The sequence below is a fragment of the Kaistia algarum genome, assembly GCF_026343945.1.
Classification (GTDB): Bacteria; Pseudomonadota; Alphaproteobacteria; order Rhizobiales; family Kaistiaceae; genus Kaistia; species Kaistia algarum.
In genome coordinates, this window is record NZ_JAPKNJ010000003.1 from 379986 (window position 1) to 398668 (window position 18683).

The following is an 18683-nucleotide window of genomic DNA, read 5'->3' on the forward strand; positions in this document are numbered from 1 at the left end:
AGATTAGGGGAGGGGACGGCCCTGGCTGGCCATGACGGTGCGCAGGCCCGTTTCGACATCCGCAGGCCCGGCGAAGGCGGCCGTCTCCAGCACCTTCGAGATGCTGGGCGAGGCCTCGCCGCCATGGACGCGCTGCACGGGCTGGTCGAGCCAGTCAAACAGGCGGCTCTGGATCTCCGCGGCGAGCCAGCCGCCATAGGAGGTGCCGATCGAGCCCTGCTCGACGACCAGGACATTGCCCGTCTTGCGGATCGAAGCCTCGATCGTTTGCCAGTCGAGACCGGCCCGGTCGAGGCTGCGCAGATCGATGATCTCGGCGTCGATGCCGAGTTCTTCGACCTTGTCGAGTACGGGCCGGACCATGCCGAGATAGGTCAGGATCGTGACGGCGCTGCCGGTGCGCAGCACCTTCGCCTTGCCGAGCGGAATGAAATAGTCGAGATCGCCGACCGGCGCCGGCCCACGCGAATTGTAGAGATCGACATGCTCCAGCACGAGCACGGGATCCTTGCAGCGGAGCGCGCTGTTCATCAGCCCGACATAGTCGAACGGCGTCGAGGGCGCGACGATCCGCCAGCCGACCGATGTCGCGAAGATGCCGGCGGGGTCCATCGAATGCTGCGAGCCGTAGCCGGTGCCCATCGCGACCTTGGTCCGGAGCACCAGCGGCATCTCGCTGTCGCCGCCGAACATGTGCCGCGCCTTGGCGATCTGGTTGAAGACCTGGTCGGCGGCCACCCACAGGAAGTCGGGATACATGAACTCGACCACCGGGATGTTGCGCCCGTCCATGGCGAGGCCCCCGGCGAGGCCGGCAAAGGCGTTCTCGCTGATCGGCGTACCGAGGACGCGGTCCGGATAGAGGTCCTTGAGCCCGCGCGTGGCGCCATTGGTGCCGCCCTTGAGACGGTGGACATCCTCGCCCATCACGACGATGCGCGGATCCTGCTCCATGCGGCGCTGCATCACGTCGGCGACGATGTCGACGAACTTCGCCTCGGGCTCGATCGTGCCGGCAAAGGTCTCCAGTTCGGCAGTGCGTACGCCCTCGAACTCGGAAAGATCGCCGCGAATGCCGAAATCGCGGAAAGACGGCGAAGGCCACAGCGTGGGGCGGATGCGCCTCTTGCCGTCGACTTCCTCGATGAGTTCCGCGGCAACGTCGTCCATGAGCGCCTTGCAGCGCTGGCGCAGCGCCGCGATGGCGGCCTCGCCGAGGATCTGCCGTTCCATCAGGACGCGCGCGACGCGGTCGATCGGGTCGCGCTCGCGCCAGGCGGTCTCCTCGGCCTTGCTGCGATAGCCGAAGGCGCTGCCGGGCAGCGGGCCGTTCTGATGGAAGAAGCGATAGACATCCGCCTCGATGATCGTCGGGCCGCCGCCGGAGCGCATGATCTCCAGCGCCTCCTGCGTGGCGAGATAGACCGCGAGCGGGTCCATGCCGTCCACCTTCCAGGCGGGGATGGCGAAGGCGCTGCCGCGCGCGGAAAGGCGGGTCTCGGCGGTCGATTCCTCGACCGTGGTCGAGACGGCGTAGCGATTGTTCTCGACGAAGAAGCACAGCGGTAGCTTCCAGGCTGCCGCGAGGTTCATCGTCTCCAGCACCGAGCCGATATTGATCGCGCCGTCGCCGAAATAGGTGAAGGCGACATCGCCCGTGCCCGCGCGGCGATGCGCGAAGGCGGCACCGGCAGCGAGCGGCGCGCCGCCGCCGACGATGGCGTTGGTGCCGAGATTGCCGGCATTGGCCCAGCGCAGATGCATCGAGCCGCCGCGGCCATGGCAGAAGCCATCGGCAAGGCCCAGGATTTCGGACAAGGTCTTGTGCGAGAGGTCGCGGACGGAGGGCGCCAGATCGGCGGTGGGCGAGAGGCCGTCGGGCTCGATATAGCGCAGCGACTTGGCGAGGAACTGATGATGCGCGCGATGCGAACCATTGATCTGGTCGGTGGCGCGCAGCGGCAGGGCAGAGCCGACGGCGCCGCCTTCCTGGCCGATCGCCGAATGGGCGGGGCCATGCACGAGGCCTTGGCCCGCGAGTTCCAGCACCTTCTCCTCGAAGGAGCGGATGATCTGCATCGAGGTCAGGAGATTGCCGAGGAAGGCGGGGTCGGCGGCGGCCCAGTCGGCATCCGTCGCGATCAGCTCGCGCCATGGCGCCGCCGGGGAGAGGTTCTTGTAGTCAGGCATCGAAGGCGCGCTCCGCGGAGATTCAGACGTAGCCGTACGCCGTCCAGCCGCCATCGATGCCGATCGTCTGACCGGTGATGAAGGCGGCGGCGTCGGAGGCGAGGAAGATGGCGAGGTCGGCGATCTCCTCGGGGGCGGCCATGCGCTTCATCGGCGTGCGGCCGAGAAGGGCGGGCTCGTCCATGCGGCCGGCGGCGATGAGATCATCGACGAAGGGCGTCCGCACATAGCCGGGCGCGATCGTGTTGACGCGAATGCCGTGCTCCGCCCATTCGATCGCCAGCACGCGGCCGAGCATGTCGACGCCCGCCTTGGTGCCGCAATAGCCCGCGCGGCGCGGCGCCGCGACGGTTCCGAACATCGAGCCGAGATTGAGGATCACGCCGCGGCCCCGCGCTGCCATCCTGGCGCCGACGACGCGCGAGACAAGGAAGGTGCCGGTCAGGTTGATCGAAACCACCCGTTCCCAATCGTCCAGCGAGAGTTCGAAGGTCGGCTTGTTGCTGGCGATGCCGGCGCTGTTGATCAGGAGCCGAACCGGCCCGAGGGTCTGTTCCGCAGCCTCCACAGCGCCTTCGACGACGGCTTCGTCGGCTACGGATCCGACGAGCGGCAGGACTTCGGCGCCGCTCTCGCGAATGGAATGGGACGCGGTTTCCACGGCCGTCTGGTCGATATCGAGGAGGGCCAGGGCGTAGCCGGCGGCCGCGAAGCGACGGGCGCAGGCGAGGCCGATGCCCGAGCCGGCGCCAGTGATCAGCGCGACAGGGCTTTTGGATGAGGCCGTCATGCGACGATCGGATGTCTCGATCGGGACGTTTGCGTCACGGCGCGGGCGGCCGTCGCGCTCTGCCCGAAGGACGATCGTTGCCGCGCTCTCGGTGTCATCCAGCTTCCCTCCGTGCTCGATAGCGCCGGGTTGCACCGACGTCTCGATTTGTTGGCAGGAGGCTAAACTTTATCAGCTTGTCTGGCAAGCTGATAAAATCCGGCGCTTGCTCGTCGCGGCGCCTGGGATGGCTTTCCGCAGGGCGGACCATCTGTCATGCGGCGGGCAGAGTTGACGCCTTGTGACCGGCTTGAAGAGTCCGCGCCTTCGTCTCGAGGCGTTCCACCACAGCCATCGATCTCCCCCTCTGGGCCCTTCGGCGAACAGATCGATAGCTGCCCGGAATGGGCTGGTGCTGCGTCCGTGCCTACTGCGGGTGGTTCTGTCCCCAGCCGGCCATATGGGCCCGCTCATGCTTCAGGATGGAGGCTCGCCACATAGCGGCGGTGCAGCCGGGATAGCGGCCTGGAGGCGGGTTGCTGGCGATCAGGACCTTGTAAGCGATGATCGTCTTGCCGAGCAGGATCGACGTCGTGCAGCCGACGGCTTCCTGATAGCCGGAGTCCTTGCATTGGCGCGCAACCTGCTTGGCGGCGACATAATGCGGACCGTCGACCCCGACTTTCGGCGTGATCACCGCCCGGTCATAGCGCGCCGGCGGGACCTGGATCCCGCAAATGTCGCGTTGAACCGGCAGGTTCGGCAAGGATGGCAGTGCGATGGCCGGAGCGGCCAGTAGGCAGGCGATAGCTGCGATCGGAAAACGCATGATCAAGCAGCCTTCCCCGGCGCGATAGGCGCGAGAAGCTCGAATTCACAAGTGACGCGAATGGTTATTTCATACAATGCATTGGTAGGATGAATGGAAGACATGGTGGTTCCTCAATTTTTATTATTTCTTCAATTGCCCGCCCGTATTTCTTTGTCGTCTCGCGACAGTTCTGACCCGTCGTTTCAGTCTTTATGGTTCTGTGAAGAATACGCCCGTGAATTGGTGGCCATTATTCTTCGCAATCGCCCAGGATGAGCCGTTCCCCGTCCATGCGGACGGGGTCGAAACTTTTGTGTTGGCGATCGAGATCCAAACCGGGGTGCCGGGTTGCTTCGGCCCCTCGGTGTTGAGACGTTAAGCCGCATCGTCGGCGTGTATGCAAGAATAGATTAAAATTGTCCTATTCTGTCGTTAACGCCATATCGATTCAAATTGATACGAAATCTGTTATTCGTTATATTTCAATCGCGTATCGCGATGGGATGAATTAAGGTAAACAAGAGATTTACAGGGAGGTTGCTGGACGAAACGTCCTTCGATCTGCGGTTTCGCCAATGTCGCGCCGCGGATTCTGTTCGCACGACGGCAAGACTCCCAGCCGTCGTCCGAACGATGCCGTGCTCAGGCGGGCCGGGCTACCACCAGATAGCCATATCCCAAGCGCAGGGGAGTGATGGCGGAGAGCGCGTCGTCCAGCACGGCGAGGCCGCGCGACGTGGTCACGGCGCGTTCCGGCATCACGCTTTCCAGAGTGAGCCGGTCGATTGCGAAGCCCGCATCCCGGAGATCCGCGCGGATCTCGTCGGGATGGAAGAGATGATAATAGAGCGAAATGTTGCCCGCTCCCGAATCGCGGGCATAGAGGATGTCGCCTGGCTCCAGCGTGCCGGCGGCGACCAGCGGCGCGGCGGCGGCCTGTTCGGCGCGGAAGCGACGCGCCGCATTGGGCAGCCCCATGACAAGCCGGCCCGAAGGCTTGAGGCAGGACCGCATGTCTCGCAGCACCGACCGGCGCTGCGCCCTCCCGGCGATGTGGCCGAGCACGCCGAAGCCAAGCAGGGCCACATCGAAATCGTGTCCACCGATCGCCTGCGCGCGATAAGGAGGCGCGTCGGCGTCGACGACCTCGATACGGTCCGCGAGGCCCTGCCTGGCGGCCGCGGCTTCCAGCATCGACCGGGCCACCGCGCTCACATCGACGGCCAGAACCGCCGCGCTTTTCTTCGCGGCGAGCCAGAGCGCGTAGCGGCCTTCGCCGGCGCCGAAATCGAGCAGGCGCCCGCCGGCCGGCAGATGTTGCTCGACGAGGCGCAGCGTGCGCCGGTTCGGCCGGGGGTAGCGCGAATGATAGAGCCCCGAGCGGAAATAGACGTCGTAGCTCTCGGTCATGTCGGGCAGGGCAGGCGTACCGGATCCGGCGGCCGGAGGAGGCTCGGCTGGCAAGTTTCGACGTCCTCGTTGTGGCTTGCGCCTCATGCGGCGCTTGAGCGCTTCGGCATGCCAAATTGAATCAGGAAGCGGCAATAATGCATTGCATTATATAAGCTTCATGACGCGGGCGGCTTGGCTCCGCCCAGCCTGTCCTAGTGATCGAAATGCATATGCAGCGCTGACGTTCCTTGCGTCGGGCCGGCGCCCGTCTTCAGTCGGTCGGCAAGGCGGGTGACGATGGCGCCGGAGACCGCCAGCATCGCCGCATCGATGGCCGAATCGTCCTCCGCATCCAGCAGCGCCGACAGATCCGCGGCGGCACCGGTGGCGACCGGCAATGGCGGGCCGCTGTGGATGAGGTCGATATTGAAGTTCAGCTCGTCGAAACTGCCTCCGATACCGATCACCTTGCGACCGTCGCCAGCGGCCTCGATCGCCTCGGCTGCCTCGACTGCGGCGAGCGCCGCCCGTCGCACGACGTCGCGCCTTGCCGCCCAGGCGCCGCCCATCGCCTCGACGAAATCGGTGATCTGGATCGGGATAGGCGGACCGGCCGGATCCAGCTCGATTGTCTCCGATTTGCGGATGCCGAGGCGGAAGATCAGGTTCAGCAGGATGGCGAGGACGCCGGTGACGATGAAGCCGCTGCCGATCAGGTGGCGGACCGAGGGATCGGCCCGCTCCGCGATGCCCGGCATCAGCAGAACGCCGACGCCGCCAACGAGGGAGATGCCGACGATGAAGATGCCGCGGGTATCCAGTTCGCGCGAGGCGACGAGATCGACGCCGGCCGCGATGAGGAAGGCGGCGGCATAGAGCTCGATCGCGCCGATCACCGGGGTCGGAATCAGCGTCAGGACCAGCGTCGCCTGCGGCAGGAAGGCCACGAGGAGCAGGATGGCCGCCGTGGCGAGACCGGCATAGCGCGTCGTCGAACCGCTGGCGTGTGACAGGCCGATATTGGCCGAGGAGGTCGCCGTCGGCATGGAGCCGAGAAGCCCGCCGATGAAATCGGCGATGCCGGCGCCGAGAACGCCGCGTCCAGCCTGCCTCATGTCGGCGCGGCGCCAGTCGGCGTCGTCCATCTTGTCGATCAGAATGAACGAGCCGATCGAATCGATCTGGACCAGCAGCGCGATGAAGGCGAGGCCGAGCAGCGCGCCGATCGGCACGTCGAAGACCGGGCTGACCAGGGTCGGAACCGCGAAGGGCGGCGTTGCCAGCAATTCCGCGCCGCCGGTCAGCTTGCCGAGTACCGCCGAGACGGCGACACCGCCAAGGATGCCGGCAAGGAGGGCGAACAGTTTCAGCTTGCGGTTACCCCAGACCGAGAGGCCGACAATCAGGGCCAGCGTGACGCCGGCGATGAGGATGCTGTCCAGATCGACCTCCATGTCCTCGGTGAGGCCCATGGAATGCTCGAAAGCTTCCTTGATCAGCGACATGCCGCCGATCATCACGACGAGGCCGGCGACGATCGGGGGAAACAAGCCGCGCAGCTTCTGCGCGAACGGCGCCACGATCAATGTCGTGATCGCCGAGACGATGGTGATCGGTATCAATCCGCCCGGGCCCGTCGCCTCCAGCACGGGGACCGCGAGCGGCAGGATGAAGGGGGAGGGCATGTGCACCATCAGCGAGCCGGAGCCGAATCGCCCGCCCCAGGCCTGCAGGAAGGTGCCGATCGCCATGGTGATGATGGTGACGGCGAGGAGCGCCCGCGTCGCCGCGACGTCCAGATGGGCGCCCTTGGCCAGAGCCAGCGCATAGGCGGAGAGCGCCAGCGCCATCACGGCGTGCTGGAATCCCAGCGTCAGCATGGTTGCCAGCGGCGGGCGCTCATCGGCGGCGAAGGAGAGTTCCTGTGGGCGGCGGCGGGGGCGGGAGGGCGGCAGGCGGAAGGAAATCAACGCGTTCCGCTCCTGGTCACCAATTTCGAACGGCTGCGATTGCCGCGTTCTTCCGATCGTTGCATTGTCTTCCCCGGCTGGCCTGATGGGCTGGCCGCGAGCATCACCCGCGGAACAAAGCGCTGTAAATCATTTTGTGTGCTATCCGTCCGCTTCTTATCCCATTTTACCGGCGGCATGGTTTCGGGAGTCCACCTTAATGAGCGTTACCTTCGAGAAATTGGGGCCGGTCCTCGTCGTCGATCTGCTCGGCCGATTGGACAGCGCCAATTCCCCGCAGATCGAGGGCGAATTGCTGGAGCGCATCACCGGGGCGGATGGCGCTGTTCTGCTCGATCTGGCCAGGCTCGATTATATTTCCAGCGCCGGCCTCCGTGTGGTGCTCGTCATCGCCAAGCGGATGAAGCAGGCGGGCCGCGCGCTCGTTCTGTGCTCGCTGCAGCCGAACATCCATGACGTCTTCGAGATCAGCGGCTTCCTGAGCATTCTCGACGTGGTGCCCAAGCGGGCGGACGCGCTGGCGAAGCTGAAATAGAGCTGTTCGCGGGTGCGGCCTTGCTGAATCCTCCCTCAAGGGGCGGGTTCGAGCAGCAATCGCCTCGTCACGCCGCGAGGGTCTCCGGCGGGCCGAGATACCGGATCACGAGGCAGGTGATGTCGTCGGATTGCGCGGCGGCGCCGACGAATTGCGCGACGGCGTCGGTAACCGAGGCGAGCACGACTTCGACGCTGTCGGTACCCGAACCGCGCAGCGCCTCCTTCAGCCGGCCTTCCGTGAATTCCTGCCCGCCCTCGTCCATCGCCTCGGAGATGCCGTCCGTATAGAGGAACAGCGTGTCGCCGGGCGTTAGCTGAAGGCTGCGCTCGGCGTAAGCCATGTCGGACATGACGCCGAGGGCCATACCGCCGGTACGGGGAACTTCCACGACATCGCCATCGGCGCGGCGCACGGCAAGCGGCGGGTTGTGGCCGCCATTGGAATAGGCGAGTTCGCCCGTCCTGGAATCGAGGATGCCATAGAAGGCGGTGACGAACAGCTCCATTGGGTTCTGCGAGCACAGGATGTTGTTGGAGCGGGCGAGGCAGAGGCCGGGCGAAGCGCTCTCGCGGGCGCTCGCCTGAAGCACGGTGCGCGAGATCGCCATGAAGAATGCGGCAGGCACGCCCTTGCCGGAGACGTCTGCGATGACGATGCCGAGTCGATGATCGTCGAGCGCGAAGAAATCGTAGAAATCGCCGCCCATCTCGCGTGCTGGCAGCATCGAGGCGGTGCCGCTATAGGCGGGGTCGGCGGGCAACGACTGCGGCAGCATCGCCGCCTGCAGCGAGCGCGCGGCGGCAAGCTCGGCCTCGACGCGGCGGGCCGATTCCTCCAGCAGATGGTTCTTGTGCTCCAGCTCCAGCGTTCGGGCTCGCACCAGTTGCTCCAGATGCTCCTCGCGCCGCTGCACCTCGATCGCCATGTGGCGGAAGATGCGGGCCAGTCGCCCGAGTTCATCGGGATGAGCCGCGAGCGCGTCGAGGCTGGCGGGATCGAAGGTGCGGGTATCGATTTCGCGCGCGGCCCGCGTCATCGCCTCAACCGGGCGCGCGATGCGACGCGCCGATGCGACGGCGAGGGTAACGCCGATCGCGATGACGATCAGGCACGCGCCGATGCCGTAGAGCAGCAAATTCTCCAGCAGCTGGTTGAGCCGCTTGTTCGACATCTCGATGATGGCGGCGCCGATGACGATGCCGGCGAGATCGTGGATGGGTGCTGCTACCCAGAAATGCCCGGCGCGAATGGCCGAGCTGGGCGCGCCGGTCGCGATCGCCGCAGTGGTGAGGTCGTCGTAGATCTCGCCGGATAGCTGCGGGCCGGCCGAGGCGAGCAGCTTCTGCGTATCGTCGACGACGCGGATCGAGATGATGTTGTCGTGGTCGATCAGTTCGCGCATCAGCACGGGAACGCTGTTCGCTTCCTTGACAGCATCCAGCGCCGCGACCGGTTGGCCGACGACCAGCACGCGATGGCCGGCGGCACGCACGCCGACATAGTGGACGCCGTCGACCGCCGGGCCGAAATCGGCGCTGTAGCGCTCGCCCGAGGTCAGCTCCGCCAGCGCCTGGCGCGACAGTGCCGCCGGGACCTCCTCGCCGCGGATGACGGCGCTGTAGCCGCCGATCGAGCTGGCGACGACGCTGAGCTTGTCATCGATCAGCCAGATCGAATCGAGGCCGCCACGGGCGACGATCTCGGCGAGACGATTGCTCAGATCGGAGGGTACCGGGTCCTCGATATGGTTCGCGGTCAGGGCGAGCGACGTCAGTATGTCGCTGACTACCGCATCGGTTTCCTCAAGCGACACCTCGGTCAGGCGGGCGCTCTCGGCAATGATGCGGGCGACGACCGCCGCCTGGCCTTCGGCCTGCGCGACGAGCGCCCGGCGGCCGAGCAGGCCGAAGACGACGCTGGTCACCAGGATCGCCAGGGCCATCGAGATCGCGGTGGTCAGGACGAGACGGCGCGTAAGCGTCACGAGACCGACCCGCCGCTTTTCGTGCCGGAACGACGCATCACGAGCCGGATCTCGTTGCGCCCCTCGTGGCGGTGATAGAAGGCCTCGTCGATCATGTTGGTCACCAGATGGATGCCGAGGCCGCCAATGGCGCGATCCTCGACCGAGGCGTCGACAGCGGGCCGCGGCGCATCGCGGAACGGATCGAAGGCGGGGCCGGCGAAGCTGAGCTCGACGGCGACGTGGCTGGGATCCTGGCGGATCTCGACCCGGATCGGATCGTCGCCTGCCTGGCCATATTTGACGACATTGGTGACGAGTTCCTCGATTGCGAGGGACAGGCGGAAGAGCGCGCCGGGATCGAGGCTGTCGGCGCAGCCTGCCTCCAGCCTCTCCTGGATCGCTGCGACCGATTCGGGCGCCACCGGCACCTCGAAACGTTCGCCGGGGGTCGTGCCAGCATCCACCGCCGCATCTCCAAGGGGCAACGCCGCCAGCACGGATTCGGCCGCCGCCGGCGTGGCCGGCGCTGCCCTGACGCCGACCTCGGAGCCGGCGCGCCGTCCAAGGCGGAGTCTTGCATAGCCGAGCAGGCGCGCCAATGGCCAGCAGAAGACCAGGAACCAGAGCATGACATAGAGATAGACGGCGAGGATCGCGCGCGGGTCGCCGATCGCCGCGATCACCGTGTTGGCGCGCTGAACGATTTCCGGCACGCCGATCACCGAGGCCGTCGACGAGGCCATGACGATGATGAGGAAATAGGTCGTCCAGGCGGGCACGAAATACAGTGCCTCGACCCGTTCGCCGCGCTGCAAATGGCGCAGCGCCTGGAGGGCGTTGTCGGAAACGAAGCCGGTGACGGCGACGGAAAGGGCGAGCGAGGCCTTGAACCAGCCGGGCAGGGTAAGCTCGAACGATCCGAACGCGACGGAGGCCGGCAGCAGATAGGCGAGGTAGTAGATGAGCACGAAGGTCGGCGGCACGCGGGCGGCGGCTGTCAGCGCACCCGCCCATCGGGCGCCCGCGAGGCGGCGGCGGGCGAGCCAATAGCCGGCCGGCGTCCCGATCCCCATGGTGACGAGCGAAATGAGGATGTTCCACAGGAAGCCGACGGCCAGAAACGGCGTCCAGGCCCAGAGCGCGAGCAGGGTGTCGCTGGTGCTCATCGGGAAAGATAACGCCGCTCGAACCACGTGAAGGCGTGCGCGACGGCGAGCACGATGGCGATGTAGCAGGCCAGCAGCACGTTCATCATAACGGCGGCGTTGCCATAGTCGGCCGCGATATTGGTGCTGACATGGACGAGTTCGGGGACGGCGATGGCGCTGGCCATGGCCGTTGCCTTCACGACATTGATGCAGCTTCCCATGACGGCGGGATGCGAGAGGGCAGCGATGCGCTTCAGCCGGTGCGGCATAGTCGGGGCGATGGTCGCCGCCGCCTCGGCAATGGCGGCGGCGTTGGCGGCGCCGGCATAGAGCGAGAGCACTGTGGCTGCCGTCAGGAAAGAGCTTAGCGTCAGGCCGTGCGCGGCAATCAGCGAGCCAAGGCCGAAGAAGACGACATAGAGCTGCAGCAGGGGCGGCGTCATGCGGAGCAGGGTCACGGCGAGGCGGACCAGCGGTGTTGCGATGGGCACCCGCGCCCGTAGTGCCGCTGCGCCGGCCGTGCCGACGGCGAGGCTGCCGAAAAGTACGGAGAGGGCGAGGGCGACCGTGACGCCAAGTCCGCGCAGGATCGCGGCGCCGTCAAAGGGGTCGTAGAACGGCGTCAGGTCGATGCCAAGGCTATCACGCAGCGACAGGGCCAGACCGGCGAGGCCATAGAGCTGGCGCGCCTCGATCAATTTCAATTCGCGGCAGGCTGTCGGCCACGCGCCATCGTCCTGACGGTGGCAGATCGGCTTGCCATCGGCGCCGACTGCCGACCAGAGCGTCTTGGCCTCACGCAGATAGGCCGAGGGCGGCAGCTTCCATTTTGCTTCGAGATCAAGGAGATGGCCGTCTCGAAGCCATTCGGCAATCCTGTCTTCGACCAGCGTCGCGAGGCTCCCATCGCTGGCAACCGCGACCGCCCAGGGTGAGACGAAATCGGCGGGCAGCAGGCGATAGCCTTCCCACGCGCCGGTCGCGACCAGGTGCTGGAGCGCTGCCTCGTCATAAAGGAAGCCCTCGCAGCCGCGATCGCGCAGGGCGAGTTCCGCGTCGCGGACATTGCCGAAGGCGCGGACATCGGCGAGCAGCCGCGCGGTCGCGAGGCGGTTCCAGAGCGCACCCTGCACGGCGCAGAGCGTCCGGCCGCGAATATCGGCCCAATCGCGGATCGGGCTCGCTTCCGGGACGAGGATGCTGGCGCCGCCGCCATAATAGCCGGGCTCGGCCATATGAACGAGGCGGCGACGGTCGAGCGTGTCGCCCAGCGTCGCCACCAGAATGTCGACCTCGCCCGCGGCAAGTTTCTGCAACCGGTTGGCGCTGGTAACCGGGACGAGGCGCAGCTTCGCACCGACGGCCTCCGCGAGGCCGGTGGCGACATCGACGTCGTAGCCGACCGTATTGCCCGCAGCGTCGCGGAAGCCGAAAGGCTCGTAGTCGGTCTTGACGCCCGCGACCAGTTCGCCGCGCTGGCGGATGTCGTCGAGCCGGTCGGCATGGGCCGGAGCCGCAAGGAGGCCAGCGAGAAGCGTGAGGCCCAGCAGCATCCACGCACGAACCTCAAAGGCCGTCGATTTCTCCTTCGGCGCAGATGGGCGCGGATGCGGCAAGGACGGAACCTCATGCGGGATGCGCGACCGATTGGCCGTGGACAGCGGGTGGCGGATCGCACCATTCTATGGAGCGAGTCCTGCCGAAACGACAATGGGCGGCTGGATGGTTGAGCGCTTCCGGGAGGATTTTGCGTCGTGATCGAGCGTCTGCTTCGCCGGCTGGCGGTTTTCGCCGCTTTGCTGCTGCTGCCTGCCGCGGCGCTGGCAGGCGTGCTCGACCGCGTCGCCGAGACCGGCGTACTCAAGGCCGGGACGCGCGCCGACGCGGTTCCGTTCGCCTTCGCCGATCCGGGCGGCAAGCCGATCGGCTTTTCGGTCGATCTTCTGGAAGCGATCCGCGCTGCCACGGCGGCGCGCCTCGGCCGGTCGGTCGAGCTTCAGGTCTCGACAATCACGCCGGCCGACCGGCTGCAGCGCGTGCAATCGGGCGAGCTCGACATCGTCTGCGAGATCACGACGCCGACCTGGGAGCGCGAAAAGATCGTCGATTTCTCCGTGCCCTTCTTCCGCGACGGCACGCGTATCCTCGCCTTCCGGGAAACGCTGCGGACCACGCCCGATCCGAAGGACATGCTGATCGGCGTCGGCGAGGGAACGACGACGGCGGGTATCCTCAACGATGCGCTGCCGGGTGTGCGCACCAAGAGCTATCCAACCATGGATGCGGCTTTCGCGGCGCTCGGCCGCGGCGAGGTGCAGGGCGTCGCCAATATCGGCGTCATCCTGCTCGGCCTCTCCCGCAAGCTCGAGCCGAACCGCAGCGTCGTGCTGCTGCCACGCTCGCGGCCCTATGGCAACGAAGCAATGGCCTGCGTCCTGCCGCAGAACGACAGCGCCTGGCGCGATCTGGTCAATAGAACCATCGTCGACCTGATGGAGGGCCTCGAGGACTATGAAGGCCCCTATATGGACATTCACGAGAAATGGTTCGGTCGTGAGGGCGTCATGGCCTATCCGCTCGACCGCTCGACGAGGGACTACCTGCTGCAGTCGAACATCTGGGCGCGGTAGCAGCGCTCGTCAGGCGATTCCCGCCACCGCCAGCAGCCGCCGCATTCGTTCCGTTGCCATTTCCGGATTGGCGAGGCAGCGCGCCTGGTCGGCGAGGCGAAAGAGTTCGGCGAAGTGCGGGATCGAGCGGGCGCTCTGCTGGCCGCCGGCCATCAGGAAATGCTCCTGGTGGCCATTGAGCCAGGCGAGGAAGACCACGCCGGTCTTGTAGAAGCGCGTCGGCGCCTTGAAGATGTGGCGTGACAGCGGCACGGTCGGGCCAAGCAATTCGCGGAACGAGGCTGCGTCGCCGGCCGCGAGGCGGGTCAAAGCCAGCGAAGCGGCCGGCGCGATGGGGTCGAAAATGCCGAGCAGGGCATGGGAGTAACCGGCCTCGTCCCCGGCGATCAGTTCGGCATAGTTGAAATCATCGCCGGTATACATCTTGACGCCCGCGGGAAGGCGGCGGCGCAGCGCGATCTCCTTTTCGGCAGATAGCAGCGAGATCTTGATGCCGTCGACCTTGCCGACATGGCTCTGGATCAGCGCCAGCACCGTTTCCATTGCGGCGAGATGGTCGCTCGTGCCCCAATAGCCGGCAAGGTCCGGATCGAACATCTCGCCGAGCCAGTGCAGGACGACCGGTTCGCGGACGCCCTCAAGGATGCGGCCATAGACGCGCAGATAATCGTCCGGCGATGTCGCCGCCCTCGCCAGCGCGCGGCTGGCCATCAGGATGATCCGCCCGCCCGCCGCCTCGATCGCCTCGATCTGCGTCTCATAGGCGGCGATCACCTGATCGATGGTGACATCGGGGGAGGGGGCGAGCTGGTCGGTGCCCGCCCCACAGGCGATGACCGCGCCGGGGCGGGTGCGGGCCTCGGCGATCGCCCGCTTCGAGAGTTCCAGCGCATTTTCCCAGGAGAGGCCCATGCCGCGCTGCGCGGTATCCATCGCCTCGGCGACGCCGAAGCCGAGATCCCACAGATGATGGCGGAAGGCGAGCGTCCGTTCCCAGTCGAAGGCGATGTCGAGCGAGGGGTCGTTGTTGGCGAAAGGATCGACCACTACATGCGCCGCCGCATAGGCGACGCGGTTGAACACGGGCTTCCCGGTTGGCGCCGGCAAGGGCTCGCCGCGGAGTTCATAGCGCTCGAGGCCGCCGCTTGTCGTGGGCAGGACGATGGAGGTCATGGGTTTCCTCTCCCTCTCCAAGATCGGACGGTTCGGCCCGTCCGCTAATTTGTAACTATATGGTTACAAATGTCGTGCTCCGACGTCAAGCGCCCCGCCCATGTCAGTTGCGAGGCAATGTTCCTTTGGTTGTGGAAGAAGAGACGGAAATAGTTTGCCTCCTCATCAGTTTACAGGAGCAATGCCTTGATCTAACAATCGAGAGCGTAGTGTTGTTCGTGCGTCCGCCCAGACACCTATTCCAGGCATCCAGTGGCACGGATATTTCTGCATATCGGGACCGAGAAAACCGGGACCACGACTCTGCAAGCCTTCCTGACCGCCAATGAGGCGGCGTTGGCTCGCAACGACTTGACCTATCTTTCTGATGAGAGCCGGCCCTATTTCGAGCGCATCGCCCATGGGCCGCTGGCGGCCTGCCTGATGGCGGAGCGGGCGGAATTCATCAGCGATGGCAAGCATCAGCCAGCCGAATTCGTGCTCGATGTACTGCGCCGGGACATCGATCGTGGCGGGCGGGACGTCATTCTGTCCTGCGAGCAGTTTTCCTCGCGCATCACGAGCGCTGCCGCGCTGCGACGCCTCGCCGATGCCTTGGCCGACCATGACGTTACCGTCGTCTGCTACCTGCGTCGCCAGGATGAACTTGCGATTGCGGCCTATACGACCGCCGTGCGGTGCGGCCGACAGACCCCACTCTCCATCGAGGAGATCCTCGACGGCGGTTGGTACTATGACTTTCGCCGAATGCTGGCGCTCTGGGCCGCAGTGTTCGGCGCCGAGAACCTGATCGTCCGCCCCTATGACGTCGCGAGCCTGCACGGACAGGACATCCGCCGGGATTTCCTGAGGATTGTCGGCATCGACGGCGCGACGGACTTCACGTTCGGCGAGGACCGGAATCGGTCGCTCGATGCGCGGCAGGTCGAGGTTCTGCGCCTTCTGAACCAGACGTTGCCATGCCCCGAGGATAGCGGGCCGCACGCCTTCCAGCATGCCAACCGCCTGCGGGATCTGGTCGATACGCATCTGCCGCGCGGCGAGCCGCTGCACCAATTGCTCGGCGCGGAGGAGCGACGTGTCATCATGGCGCGCTATGACGAGGGAAATCGCGAGATCGAGGCGACCTATATGGCACCGGCTGCCCTGGTGAACTGGTTCGCTCCCATGGAGGCCGACGAGGGGGTGGCGATCCGGCCGGTCGAGCCGATCGAACTGGCGGCGGTAGTGACAGCTATCGCCGCCCACCTTGCCGATCGGACGGCCGAAGTGGAGGATCTCCGGCTGGCGCTGCAACGCCCTCGCCGACGCGATGCCGTCAGACATTTTCTCCGCTCGATACGCAGGACTGCGGCGTTGTCGGTGTTGTTTGCGCTGTTGCTTGATCCGATGATCAGCCTTTGGGGGGTGATGCTGGATTTCGGCGCTGCCGAAGCGTTGGGCTTGGCGCAGTTGTTGAACTGACCGGCAAAGGCCGGGCGTCGTCAGTGCGCGCGAAGGCTAGTACAACCTCGCCAATATGGTTTCTCCAGGCGACGACGCGATGTGGCTCGCCGAGGTCGCGGCCGAATATGGCTGTCAGCGTGTGGCGGTTGGAAAGATAGAAGGCGCCGAGCGCCGCGATGGTCACATAGATATCGAGCGCGTCGAGTCCCCCGCGGAAAACGCCTGTCTCGGCGCCCCGAGCCAGCACGCGACCGAGATCGCCGAGGAAGAGCGCGTGCATGGAGCGCAGCCTCTCCGAGCCGCTGATATGCCGCGCCTTGTGCAGATTCTCGGTAGCGAGCAGGCTCAGGAACTCCGGGTTGGCGAGATAATAGTCGAAGGTGAAATGGGCAAGGCGCAGCAGGCTTGCCTCGGGTGTCATCGCGTCCAGCTTCAGCTCGGCTTCCGCGGCGCGGATCCTCGCATAGGCGGCTTCCAGAACGGCGAGGTAAAGCGCGTTCTTGTCGCCGTAATAGTGATAGAGCATGCGCTTGTTGATGCCCGCCCGGGTGGCGATGGCGTCGATGCGCGCGCCGCCGAGGCCATGTTCGGCGAATTCGCGGGTCGCCGCTTCCAATATGGCGCGGGCCGTGCCTTCCGGGTCGCGCAGATTGGGCGCGCGCGGTCTTTGCGGCCTTGTCGATTCTTCGTCATTCACCAAGCTGATGGTGCTCCCTTGGACGGTGCGACGTAGGATAGCTTCCAGCCCGGCCGGGCGCCACGGGCGGTCCGGCTTTCCCGCGCCGCCTTGCAGCCATGGCGGGCATACCCATCTTCACCGCGCCGCGCCGGCGTTGTAGAAGGCGGCTCGCGTCGCCGGACCGCCGTCGATCGAATGGGGCCGGCTCGTGCCAGATCATGCTCGAGCCGTCGATTAACGCTGACGAACAGAGCGAGCGAACATGATTGCCGTGTGCGTCTGCACGCACAATCCTAGCCCGAGAAACTGGGCTCTGACGATCGGGGCACTGGCGCGGCAAACGGCGCCGGCTGGCTCGTTCCATGTCGTGATTGTCGACAATGCGTCGTCGCCACCGCTCGGCGACGAACGACTCGCGCCCTTGCGCGAGGCCGGGATCGCGGCGCGGATCGTATCCGAGGAAAGGCCGGGCCTTTCCCGGGCGCGGCTGAAGGCGATCGCCGAGACGGATGACGACTGGATCCTGTTCGTCGACGACGACAACGAACTGGCGCCCGACTACGTCGAGAACGCGTTCGCTTTCGCGGCAGCGCATCCGGAGATCGGCTGCTTCGGCGGCCGGCTGATCCTGCCGGCGGAACTGGAGCCGAGGCAGGAATGGGTGAAGCCGTTCCTCTCCGGCCTCGGCATTCGCGACTATGGCGATGAGATCATCGTCAATCTCCACCAGGACGGCTGGGGCGAGTGGGAGCCGGCGGGCGCGGGCGCGGTGGTGCATCGGCGCGTGCTGGAGCGCTATGTCCGGTGGTCGGAGACCGAGCCCGAATTCTTCAACCTTGGCCGCAGCGGCGGCTGGGGCCTCGCTTCCTGCGACGATTCGCTGATGATGCGCGGGGCCATCCGCGTCGGTCTCGGCAATGCTTACGTGCCGTCGCTCTCCATCCGCCATCATCTCAATCCGAAGCGCTACCGTTTCGCCTATCTGATGCGTCTCCTCTACGGCTATGGCCAGAGCTTCGTCCGGCTCGACCGCGTCCTCTATGGCGATATCCCGGTGCCGAAGGAATATTCGAAGCTGCGACGCGTCTGGCGGCAGATGAAGTGGCGCTGGCTGCAATATGCTGCCTTCCCCTGGCAGATGCGCCTCGGTCAGATGCTGAGCGATTTCGGCCGCTACACCGAATTCAAGCGCAAGCCCGGCCGCTGAGGCGGGCGGCGGTGGACAGCGCGCCATTCGGATGCGAAGAGGCGGAAGCGCCGCGAAACAACCCCGAACCTTGCGAACTGGAGCCAGCATGGCCGAAAGCGAGATCTTTCCCGGACGGAGCTTTTCCGCCTTCCTGTTCGATATGGACGGGACGATCCTGACCTCGCTGCTGGCCGCCGAACGGGTCTGGACGCGCTGGGCGATGAAGCACGGCGTCGATGTTCCGCATCTGATGGCGACGCTGCACGGCAAGCGCTCGATCGATACCGTCCGCTCGCTGGCCATCCCCGGCATGGATGCCGTTGCCGAGGCCGACGCGATCACCCAGGCGGAGATCGAGGATGTCGAGGGCGTCGAGGCGATCCCCGGCGTCGGCGACTTTCTAGCCGCCCTGCCGCGCGAACGCTGGGCGATCGTCACCTCCGCGCCGCGTGACCTCGCCCTGGCGCGGATCGCGGCGGCCAGGCTGCCATTGCCCGAACTGATGATCGCATCGGAGGACGTGCCGCGCGGCAAGCCGGCGCCGGATCCCTATCTGATCGCCGCCGGCCGCCTCGGCTTCCAGGCGACGGACTGCCTGGTGTTCGAGGACGCGCCGGCCGGGATCCAGGCAGGCGAGCATGCGGGCGCCAGCATCGTCGTGATCAGCGCCACCCACGCCTCGCCCGCGCAGACGCCGCATCCACGCTTCGCCGACTATCATGGCCTTGCCGGACGCCCGGTGCCGGGCGGCCTTGGCCTGTTCGGCGTGTAGTTAGGGAAGC

At 66.0% G+C, this 18683-nt stretch carries 15 protein-coding genes; 5 read left to right on the forward strand and 10 right to left on the reverse strand.

Going from position 1 to position 18683, the window contains the following annotated elements:
• Positions 1-3 precede the first annotated feature (3 nt).
• The 5 genes from OSH05_RS20115 to OSH05_RS20135 all read right to left on the reverse strand — a co-directional run bounded on the left by OSH05_RS20115 (position 4) and on the right by OSH05_RS20135 (position 7132).
• Positions 4-2190 carry an alpha-ketoacid dehydrogenase subunit alpha/beta gene (locus tag OSH05_RS20115; protein ID WP_104217883.1) on the reverse strand — a complete coding sequence of 729 codons (2187 nt, stop codon included), beginning with the start codon at positions 2188-2190 and terminating at the stop codon, positions 4-6.
• Positions 2191-2212: 22 nt separating this feature from the next.
• Positions 2213-2980 carry an SDR family NAD(P)-dependent oxidoreductase gene (locus tag OSH05_RS20120; RefSeq protein WP_104218209.1) on the reverse strand — a complete coding sequence of 256 codons (768 nt, stop codon included), beginning with the start codon at positions 2978-2980 and terminating at the stop codon, positions 2213-2215.
• Positions 2981-3386: 406 nt separating this feature from the next.
• Positions 3387-3788, reverse strand: coding sequence for a hypothetical protein (locus OSH05_RS20125; RefSeq protein WP_133163059.1), 402 nt, complete (start codon positions 3786-3788; stop codon positions 3387-3389).
• Positions 3789-4412: 624 nt separating this feature from the next.
• Entirely contained in the window at positions 4413-5234 is an 822-nt protein-coding gene (locus tag OSH05_RS20130) for a class I SAM-dependent methyltransferase (RefSeq protein ID WP_165801491.1), read from the reverse strand.
• A 140-nt stretch (positions 5235-5374) separates the two neighbouring features.
• Positions 5375-7132 (reverse strand): uracil-xanthine permease family protein, encoded by a 1758-nt coding sequence (locus tag OSH05_RS20135; protein ID WP_104217880.1) that lies wholly within the window; start codon positions 7130-7132, stop codon positions 5375-5377.
• A gap of 199 nt (positions 7133-7331) precedes the next feature.
• On the opposite strand from OSH05_RS20135, the gene OSH05_RS20140 reads away from it, so the two are divergent.
• Positions 7332-7667, forward strand: coding sequence for an STAS domain-containing protein (locus tag OSH05_RS20140; protein WP_104217879.1), 336 nt, complete (start codon positions 7332-7334; stop codon positions 7665-7667).
• A 67-nt stretch (positions 7668-7734) separates the two neighbouring features.
• Here OSH05_RS20140 and OSH05_RS20145 read toward each other — a convergent pair whose 3' ends face one another.
• From OSH05_RS20145 to OSH05_RS20155, 3 genes are read right to left on the reverse strand one after another with little or no spacing between them, the layout of a single operon-like run.
• Positions 7735-9654, reverse strand: a complete 1920-nt coding sequence (locus tag OSH05_RS20145) for a PP2C family protein-serine/threonine phosphatase (protein ID WP_104217878.1) — start codon at positions 9652-9654, stop codon at positions 7735-7737.
• Positions 9651-10802, reverse strand: a complete 1152-nt coding sequence (locus tag OSH05_RS20150; protein ID WP_104217877.1) for an ATP-binding protein — start codon at positions 10800-10802, stop codon at positions 9651-9653. The genes OSH05_RS20145 and OSH05_RS20150 overlap by 4 nt, the downstream gene beginning before the upstream one ends.
• Positions 10799-12400: a transporter substrate-binding domain-containing protein gene (locus OSH05_RS20155; RefSeq protein ID WP_133163057.1), complete on the reverse strand. Its 1602-nt coding sequence runs from the start codon at positions 12398-12400 to the stop codon at positions 10799-10801. Before OSH05_RS20155 ends, OSH05_RS20150 begins: the two co-directional genes overlap by 4 nt.
• Positions 12401-12538: 138 nt before the next feature.
• On the opposite strand from OSH05_RS20155, the gene OSH05_RS20160 reads away from it, so the two are divergent.
• Positions 12539-13414 (forward strand): amino acid ABC transporter substrate-binding protein, encoded by an 876-nt coding sequence (locus tag OSH05_RS20160; protein WP_104217875.1) that lies wholly within the window; start codon positions 12539-12541, stop codon positions 13412-13414.
• Positions 13415-13423: 9 nt separating this feature from the next.
• Here OSH05_RS20160 and OSH05_RS20165 read toward each other — a convergent pair whose 3' ends face one another.
• Positions 13424-14587, reverse strand: coding sequence for a dihydrodipicolinate synthase family protein (locus tag OSH05_RS20165; protein WP_104217874.1), 1164 nt, complete (start codon positions 14585-14587; stop codon positions 13424-13426).
• Positions 14588-14839: 252 nt separating this feature from the next.
• On the opposite strand from OSH05_RS20165, the gene OSH05_RS20170 reads away from it, so the two are divergent.
• Positions 14840-16051: a hypothetical protein gene (locus OSH05_RS20170; protein ID WP_104217873.1), complete on the forward strand. Its 1212-nt coding sequence runs from the start codon at positions 14840-14842 to the stop codon at positions 16049-16051.
• On the opposite strand, the gene OSH05_RS20175 is transcribed toward OSH05_RS20170, so the two are convergent.
• Entirely contained in the window at positions 15981-16733 is a 753-nt protein-coding gene (locus OSH05_RS20175; RefSeq protein ID WP_266352865.1) for a TetR/AcrR family transcriptional regulator, read from the reverse strand. The genes OSH05_RS20170 and OSH05_RS20175 overlap by 71 nt on opposite strands.
• A gap of 241 nt (positions 16734-16974) precedes the next feature.
• Here OSH05_RS20175 and OSH05_RS20180 point away from each other — a divergent pair, with 241 nt between their 5' ends.
• Positions 16975-17919, forward strand: coding sequence for a glycosyltransferase (locus tag OSH05_RS20180; RefSeq protein WP_104217871.1), 945 nt, complete (start codon positions 16975-16977; stop codon positions 17917-17919).
• A gap of 88 nt (positions 17920-18007) precedes the next feature.
• Positions 18008-18673: an HAD-IA family hydrolase gene (locus tag OSH05_RS20185; RefSeq protein WP_207778708.1), complete on the forward strand. Its 666-nt coding sequence runs from the start codon at positions 18008-18010 to the stop codon at positions 18671-18673.
• The last annotated feature ends 10 nt before the right edge of the window (positions 18674-18683 follow it).

Coding starts and splice junctions, on each gene's coding strand:
- OSH05_RS20140 (WP_104217879.1), top strand. CDS start 7,332: ATGAGCGTTACCTTCGAGAAATTGGGGCCGGTCCTCGTCGTCGATCTG.
- OSH05_RS20180 (WP_104217871.1), top strand. CDS start 16,975: ATGATTGCCGTGTGCGTCTGCACGCACAATCCTAGCCCGAGAAACTGG.
- OSH05_RS20125 (WP_133163059.1), bottom strand. CDS start 3,788: ATGCGTTTTCCGATCGCAGCTATCGCCTGCCTACTGGCCGCTCCGGCC.
- OSH05_RS20185 (WP_207778708.1), top strand. CDS start 18,008: ATGGCCGAAAGCGAGATCTTTCCCGGACGGAGCTTTTCCGCCTTCCTG.
- OSH05_RS20115 (WP_104217883.1), bottom strand. CDS start 2,190: ATGCCTGACTACAAGAACCTCTCCCCGGCGGCGCCATGGCGCGAGCTG.
- OSH05_RS20165 (WP_104217874.1), bottom strand. CDS start 14,587: ATGACCTCCATCGTCCTGCCCACGACAAGCGGCGGCCTCGAGCGCTAT.
- OSH05_RS20150 (WP_104217877.1), bottom strand. CDS start 10,802: ATGAGCACCAGCGACACCCTGCTCGCGCTCTGGGCCTGGACGCCGTTT.
- OSH05_RS20120 (WP_104218209.1), bottom strand. CDS start 2,980: ATGACGGCCTCATCCAAAAGCCCTGTCGCGCTGATCACTGGCGCCGGC.